This window comes from Rodentibacter rarus (assembly GCF_001998965.1).
GTDB classification, from domain to species: domain Bacteria; phylum Pseudomonadota; class Gammaproteobacteria; order Enterobacterales; family Pasteurellaceae; genus Rodentibacter; species Rodentibacter rarus.
Map to the genome: position 1 here is coordinate 1 of NZ_MLHJ01000019.1, position 7,279 is coordinate 7,279.

Sequence of the window (7,279 nt, forward strand, 5' to 3'; positions counted from 1 at the left end):
TAGTACAGCCCCAAAATTTAACGATTATTTGATCTCACTCAAACTATTAAATAAGCCATCATCTTGTTTTGGTATTTGTAAATAAAATCCTTGTGAGGCAATTTTCTCCTTGACTTCATCTTTATCAATTTGACGAAGTGCTTTATCACCGGCTAAATTAAACATCATCACCAATTCCGGTTTGCCAAAATGTTCTAGCAATACCGATGGAACGGCAGAAAAATCATCACGTTTTTGAATATAAAGATAACTTCCCGGCTTTTTCCGACTTTTATAAATTGCACACAGCATTCTCTTTGCCTCCACAAAAAAGAAAATCCCCACCGAATAATTTCGGTAGGGATTTTGTATTTTATAAAATTACTTTGTTGCGTCTTTTACCGCTTCGACAGCATCCGTTGCTTTTTCAGTTACCATTTCTTTCATTGAAGACATCGCCTCTTTCACTTCACTGGCTTTATCTGATGCTTTGTTTGTCATCTCTTCCATCTTAGTCACCGCAGCCTCTTTCGTTTCTTCCACTTTAGCGACTGCCGTCTCTTTCATTTCGGTAGCTTTATCTGATGCTTTATTTGTCATCTCTTCCATTTTGCTAATTGCCACATCTTTCGTTTCTTCTGCTTTAGCCACAGTAGCATCTTTCATTTCAATCACTTTTTCTGAGGCTTTATTTGTCATCTTTTCCATTGTGGTAAGCGCCGCCTCTTTCGTTTCTTCCACTTTAGCGACGGTGGCATCTTTCATTTCAGCCACTTTGTCCATTGCGACATTTTTAGCCTCTTCAGCAGCTGATTTAGCAGAATCCATTGCGTTAGCTGCCGCCTCTTTTACATCTGTAACCGCTTGTTTTGTAGAATCTTTCACATTGGATGCTGCCTCTACCGCTACCTCTTTTACTTCAGTCGCTGCGTTCGTGGCAGCCTCTTTCGCAGCTTCCACTTTTTGTGTTGCTTCTTGTTTATCGAAACAGCCGGTTACCGCTAAACTTGCGCCAAGTACCAATGCCGCTAATACTGATTTTTTCATTTTTAATCTCCTATTGGGTTAAATAAATGGGAAAACACATTGAGTTTATGCAGCGTAGTTTACGCAAAAAAATGCAAAATAAAATAGCCAAAGAGAAACTTTACACTTCTCGCCCATAATACTGATGCTTAAACAAGCAAATCAATTGCTAACATAATGAAATATCAATACTTTTTTAAAAGTTCCCATTTTAAAATTTATTTTTTGTAAAGAAGTAAGCATTTCTAAAATAGTGATATTTTAGCCAAGTTAGAGTATTTCCGGTGGATAATGATAGCTGACAATCTCTCCTTTTCCTTCGTTCCAATCAATTTGTACAAGGGTTGACGGATAAAAACTAATCGGATTTCGTTTGCCATAAAGCTCGGCAACAATCTCACCCACTAAAGGTAAATGTGAAATAATAAGAATGGAGTCGATACCTTGAGCCTCTAATACGGTCAAATAGTCGACAACTAACTCCGCCGAACCGTAAGGGGTAATGCCCTCCCAAATTTCCAAATTAGGTTGTAATGCCCCTTCAAACTGGTGATTCACTTGCTCAAATGTTTCTAAAGCTCGCTGATAAGGGCTTACTAAAATATAATCAAATGAAAGTGCGGTTGAGTTGATATGATTTTTTAACCATTCTCCTTGCGCAAAAGCCTGTTTTTTACCGTATTCAGTTAAGTGACGTGCCCTGTCGGTTTTCGCCATCACTTCTGCTTCACCATGGCGCATAATAAAAATTTTCATTCTGCTTTCCTAAATTTAAGATAAAAACTGACCGCTCTTTTTTAAAAGAGCGGTCAAAATCAATTAATTCGCTTTGACAGCCTCAGCAATCTCTTCCGCACATTGCTGGGCAAGTTCACCATCTTGGCATTCCACCATGACACGAATTAAAGGCTCTGTGCCGGATTTGCGTAATAAAATTCGGCCTTTTCCTTCTAAACGTTTTTCAACCTCTGCGGCAACGGATTTCACCGCTTCACTCTCTAATGGGTTCTTCCCGCCGGCAAAACGCACATTAATTAATACTTGAGGGAACAATTTAACCGCACTTGCCAATTCATTAAGTGAAAGTTTATGCTGAACCATTGCGGCTAACACCGCTAATGAGGCAACAATTCCATCTCCTGTGGTATTTTTATCGGAAATAATAATGTGACCGGAGTTTTCTCCGCCAAGTCTCCAATCATTTTCAAGCATTTTTTCAAGCACATAACGGTCGCCCACATTCGCACGAACAAAAGGAACGCCCAGCATTTTTAAGGCAATTTCAAGGCTCATATTACTCATTAATGTTCCCACAACACCGCCTTTTAATTGCCCTGCACGCAAGGCTTCACGGGCAATAATAAAGAGGATTTGGTCACCATCAATTTTATGACCAAGATGATCCACCATCATAATACGATCACCATCCCCATCATAAGCCAAGCCCACATCCGCCTTTACTTCTAACACTTTTTCCTGTAATGCCTGCACATCGGTCGCTCCGCATTTTTCATTGATATTGGTACCATTTGGTGTCGTACCGATTTCAATGACATCCGCACCTAATTCACGCAAGACATTTGGTGCAATGTGATAAGTCGCCCCATTGGCACAATCCACCACAATTTTATAGCCCTCTAAGCCTAAATGCGCCGGGAATGTTCCTTTACAGAATTCAATATAGCGCCCGGCGGCATCATTAATCCGGCGGGCTTTTCCTAATTCTGCAGATTCAACACAATCCATTGGCTGCTCTAACATCGCTTCAATGGCTTCCTCAATTTCATCGGGTAATTTTGTGCCTTGGGCGGAGAAAAATTTAATGCCGTTATCATAATAAGGATTATGAGAAGCGGAAATCACAATGCCCGCTTCTGCACGGAAGGTTCGGGTTAAATAAGCAATTGCCGGTGTCGGCATTGGACCGGTAAAAGCGGCAGAAAGCCCCGCAGCGGCAAGCCCTGCCTCTAATGCCGATTCCAACATATAGCCGGAAATACGGGTATCTTTACCAATTAAAACGGTTTTTGATCCTTGCGAAGCCAGCACTTTACCTGCCGCCCAACCCAATTTTAAAGCGAAATCAGGGGTAATCGGGTAAGTCCCGACTTTACCACGCACACCATCTGTACCAAAATATTTACGCTCTGCCATAATCAATTCCTTTATTTTATTTTTCTAAAAACCTAGGCGTTTTCTGTCGCCTGCCAAATTTTGAGTGCATCGGCTGTGGCAGCCACATCATGCACCCGTAAAATTTTTGCCCCTTTCTGCGCCGCAATTAATGCCCCGGCAACACTGCCAACCATTCTTTCCTCAACGGGTTTGTCCAACACCGCACCAATCATTGATTTGCGTGATAGGCCCGCCAATACCGGATAACCCTCATCACAAAATACGCCAAGCTGGTTTAACAATTGATAATTATGCTGAACGGTTTTCCCAAATCCGAATCCCATATCCCAAATTAACTGTTCTTTTTTTATGCCTGCCTGCATGCACTGCTCTGAACGCTGGCGTAAAAAAGCGAGCACTTCTTGCACCACATTTTGATATTGAGGGTTGACTTGCATCGTTCTTGGTTGACCTTGCATATGCATAAGACAAACCGGCAAATCCAACTCTGCCGCAATTTTTAAAGCATTCGGTGCTTGTAAAGCACGAATGTCGTTGATCAAATCCATACCCACTTTGGACGCCTCTTGCATCACGATTGCCTTAGAAGTATCCACCGAAATCCAACAATCAAAACGCTGACGAACGGCTTCTACTAACGGCACAACACGATGAAGTTCTTCTTGATCGGACACATCTTCTGCCATTGGTCGAGTGGATTCCCCACCAATATCGATAATACTTGCTCCTTCATTGAGCATTTTTTCTACTTGAAACAATGCTTTATCCAGGCTAAAAAATTTTCCGCTATCCGAAAAAGAATCCGGTGTGAAATTTAAAATTCCCATAATCTGAGGGTGTGATAAATCAAGGGATTTATTATTGGCATAAAGTTTCATAAAAGTGCGGTCAATTTTTAGGGTAAATTTGAGGTGGGGAATTATAGCGGAATCCCGTTAAGAAAAAAATCACCGAATAAAAATAAAGCCTTCACAAGGAAGGCTTCACTTTATTTACTCAGAATCTTGTGGATTTTCAACCGCACTTTCTGATTTGTTTTCAGAAGCAACATTTGAATAAGCGGCTTGTGAGGTTTTCGGCTCTTCCCAGCCTGAAGGTGGAGTGACCGGTTCACGATTCATTAACTGCTTGATTTGTGTTTCTTCAATGGTTTCATATTTCACTAACGCATCTTTCATAGCGTGTAAAATATCCATATTGTCGATAAGAATCTGTCTTGCTCGCTCATAGTTACGGTTGACGATGGCACGCACTTCTTCATCAATCACGTGGGCTGTTTCATCGGACATATGTTTTGCTTTCGCCATTGAACGACCGAGGAATACCTCACCATCATCCTCGGAATAAAGAATTGGTCCAAGTTTATCGGAGAAACCCCATTGAGTGACCATATTACGGGCAATATTCGTCGCCACTTTAATATCATTAGAAGCACCGGTGGAGATATTTTCCTCACCGTAAATTAAATCTTCCGCCAAACGCCCTGCATAAAGGGTGGAAAGTTTACTTTCTAATTGTTTTTGGCTAATGCTGACCTGATCACCTTCAGGTAAGAAGAATGTTACCCCCAAGGCACGACCACGAGGAATAATCGTCACCTTGTGAACCGGATCATGTTCAGGCACTAAATAACCCACAATCGCATGACCTGCCTCATGATAAGCGGTGGATTCTTTTTGTTTCTCCGTCATAATCATGGTACGGCGTTCCGGCCCCATATTGATTTTGTCTTTTGCTTTTTCAAATTCAAGCATAGACACCGTACGTTTATTACTGCGTGCCGCAAATAATGCTGCCTCATTCACAAGGTTGGCTAAATCCGCCCCGGAATAACCCGGTGTACCACGGGCTAGGGTCATGGCATCCACATCATCAGCTAACGGCACTTTACGCATATGCACTTGTAAAATTTGCTCACGACCTTTGACATCCGGCAACCCTACCACCACTTGACGGTCGAAACGTCCCGGACGGGTTAACGCAGGGTCTAACACATCAGGGCGATTTGTCGCCGCAATCACAATCACGCCGTCATTGCCACCAAATCCGTCCATTTCAACTAACATTTGGTTTAGGGTTTGCTCACGTTCATCATGACCACCGCCTAAACCCGCCCCACGTTGGCGACCAACGGCATCAATTTCATCAATAAAAATTAAACAAGGCGCATTTTTCTTCGCTTGTTCAAACATATCACGAACACGAGAAGCCCCCACGCCCACAAACATTTCAACGAAGTCAGAACCGGAAATGGTAAAAAACGGCACTTTAGCTTCACCCGCAATGGCTTTTGCTAATAAGGTTTTACCGGTACCCGGAGGCCCAACCATCAAAATCCCTTTTGGAATTTTACCGCCTAGATTTTGGAACTTAGCCGGATCACGCAAGAAATCAACAATTTCGCCAACTTCCTCTTTCGCTTCATCACAGCCTGCCACATCAGCAAAGGTGACTTTGATTTGATCCTGACTAAGCATTTTCGCCCGACTTTTACCAAAGCTCATGGCTTTACCGCCACCGCCTTGCATTTGGCGCATAAAATAAATCCATATCCCGATTAAGAACAACATTGGGAATGAGGAAATTAAAAGTTGCGAAAGAATACTGCGTTTTTCAAATGGCGTACCTTCCACTTTCACTTTTTTACTCAATAAATCATCAAGTAATTTCTTATCTTCCAACGGTGGCATAACGGTAATATATTTTGAACCGTCATTTTTTGTTACGGTAATCTCATTGGTATCAAAACGTGCCTCTTTTACCTGACCATTGCTTACATCGTAAACAAAGGTCGTATAATCGGTCGCATTGTCCGCCGAAGAAGAATTAAAACTCTGGTAAGCCGTCATCATAACTACTGCTACCACAATCCAGAGTACCAAATTTTTGACCATATCGTTCAAAGTCTAACCTGCCTTTCCTAAGTTAATAAATTCGACACAAGATACTATATATCACAAACGATGAAAAGCGATTAAAGCAATTCGCCTTTATAGCCCGTTGCAACAATATAAACTTCACGGGAACGCCCCCGTGATGCCTCCGGTTTACGGACTTTCACCCCACTAAAAAGAGCACGAATCTCCTTTAAATAGTCGTCAAATCCTTCCCCTTGGAATACCTTCACTACAAAACTGCCTTTCATTGCCAACACTTGTTTGCACATATCTAATGCCAGTTCTACCAAATACATCGCACGGGGAATATCCACCGAGGGCATACCGCTGAAATTGGGCGCCATATCCGACATCACCACATCCACTTTTGCTTCTCCAACACGTTCAAGTAACGCATTAAGCACCTGCTCTTCTCGGAAATCACCTTGTAAGAAATCCACCCCCACAATCGGATCCATTTCCAAAATATCACAGGCAATCACACGACCTTTATCACCAATTTGGCTCACGACATATTGCGACCAGCCGCCCGGGGCAGCACCGAGGTCCACCACGGTCATACCCGGTTTGAATAATTTATCCGTTTGCTGAATTTCATCAATTTTGAAATAAGCACGAGAGCGTAATTTTTGCTTATGCGCTTTCTGTACAAATGGATCTTTAAAATGTTCGTTTAACCAACGAGAAGAACTCGCCGAACGTTTTTTCTTTCCCATAATCTCTGTCTTTTGTACGATTTTTTGTAGTAGTTTCGCCTATATTTGGGTACAATCTGCCGAATTCAAGACTTGGTGAGCTTAAAAAACGCAGAAAATCCTCGTTTTTCTAACCGCTCTTTTTATTATTTCTATTTATTTGTAGGATTTCTTATGACGACCTTATCAACCAAACAAAAACAATTCTTAAAAGCCCTTGCCCACCATCTCAATCCGGTTGTGATGCTTGGTGGCAACGGTTTAACTGAAGGCGTACTTGCCGAAATCGAAAATGCCCTTGATCACCATGAACTCATTAAAGTAAAAATTGCAGGGGCGGATCGTGAGACCAAGCAATTAATTATTAATGCGATTGTCCGTGAAACCAAGGCCGCAAATGTGCAAACTATCGGTCATATTTTAGTGCTTTATCGTCCGAGTGAAGAAACCAAAATACAGCTTCCCCGCAAATAAGGTTTCGACACAATCAATATCCGATATTTATCGCAAATGCGTAAAATCGGAGGTTTTAACAAAACGTAGGGA

General features: G+C 41.9%; 8 protein-coding genes. 1 reads left to right on the forward strand and 7 read right to left on the reverse strand.

The features are described from left to right. Nucleotides 1-24 precede the first annotated feature (24 nt). The 7 genes from BKK50_RS03025 to rlmE form a co-directional block, all read right to left on the reverse strand. Complete coding sequence (locus BKK50_RS03025) at nt 25-291, reverse strand: YcgL domain-containing protein (RefSeq protein WP_077415189.1); 267 nt, start codon at nt 289-291, stop codon at nt 25-27. Between the two features lie 69 nt (nt 292-360). After that, the gene (locus tag BKK50_RS03030; protein WP_077415191.1) at nt 361-1,026 is read right to left on the reverse strand and encodes a hypothetical protein; all 666 of its coding nucleotides are present in this window, start codon (nt 1,024-1,026) and stop codon (nt 361-363) included. A 249-nt stretch (nt 1,027-1,275) separates the two neighbouring features. Then, on the reverse strand, nt 1,276-1,761 hold the full coding sequence (sixA, locus tag BKK50_RS03035) for a phosphohistidine phosphatase SixA (RefSeq protein WP_077415193.1): 486 nt from the start codon (nt 1,759-1,761) through the stop codon (nt 1,276-1,278). A gap of 63 nt (nt 1,762-1,824) precedes the next feature. After that, complete coding sequence (glmM, locus tag BKK50_RS03040) at nt 1,825-3,159, reverse strand: phosphoglucosamine mutase (protein ID WP_077415195.1); 1,335 nt, start codon at nt 3,157-3,159, stop codon at nt 1,825-1,827. 32 nt (nt 3,160-3,191) lie between these two features. Continuing rightward, entirely contained in the window at nt 3,192-4,019 is an 828-nt protein-coding gene (gene folP / locus BKK50_RS03045; protein WP_077415197.1) for a dihydropteroate synthase, read from the reverse strand. A 114-nt stretch (nt 4,020-4,133) separates the two neighbouring features. Continuing rightward, nucleotides 4,134-6,035 (reverse strand): ATP-dependent zinc metalloprotease FtsH, encoded by a 1,902-nt coding sequence (gene ftsH, locus BKK50_RS03050; protein WP_077415199.1) that lies wholly within the window; start codon nt 6,033-6,035, stop codon nt 4,134-4,136. A gap of 80 nt (nt 6,036-6,115) precedes the next feature. Further along, nucleotides 6,116-6,754 (reverse strand): 23S rRNA (uridine(2552)-2'-O)-methyltransferase RlmE, encoded by a 639-nt coding sequence (gene rlmE / locus BKK50_RS03055; protein ID WP_077415201.1) that lies wholly within the window; start codon nt 6,752-6,754, stop codon nt 6,116-6,118. A 153-nt stretch (nt 6,755-6,907) separates the two neighbouring features. On the opposite strand from rlmE, the gene yhbY reads away from it, so the two are divergent. Then, entirely contained in the window at nt 6,908-7,207 is a 300-nt protein-coding gene (gene yhbY / locus BKK50_RS03060) for a ribosome assembly RNA-binding protein YhbY (protein WP_077415203.1), read from the forward strand. The last annotated feature ends 72 nt before the right edge of the window (nt 7,208-7,279 follow it).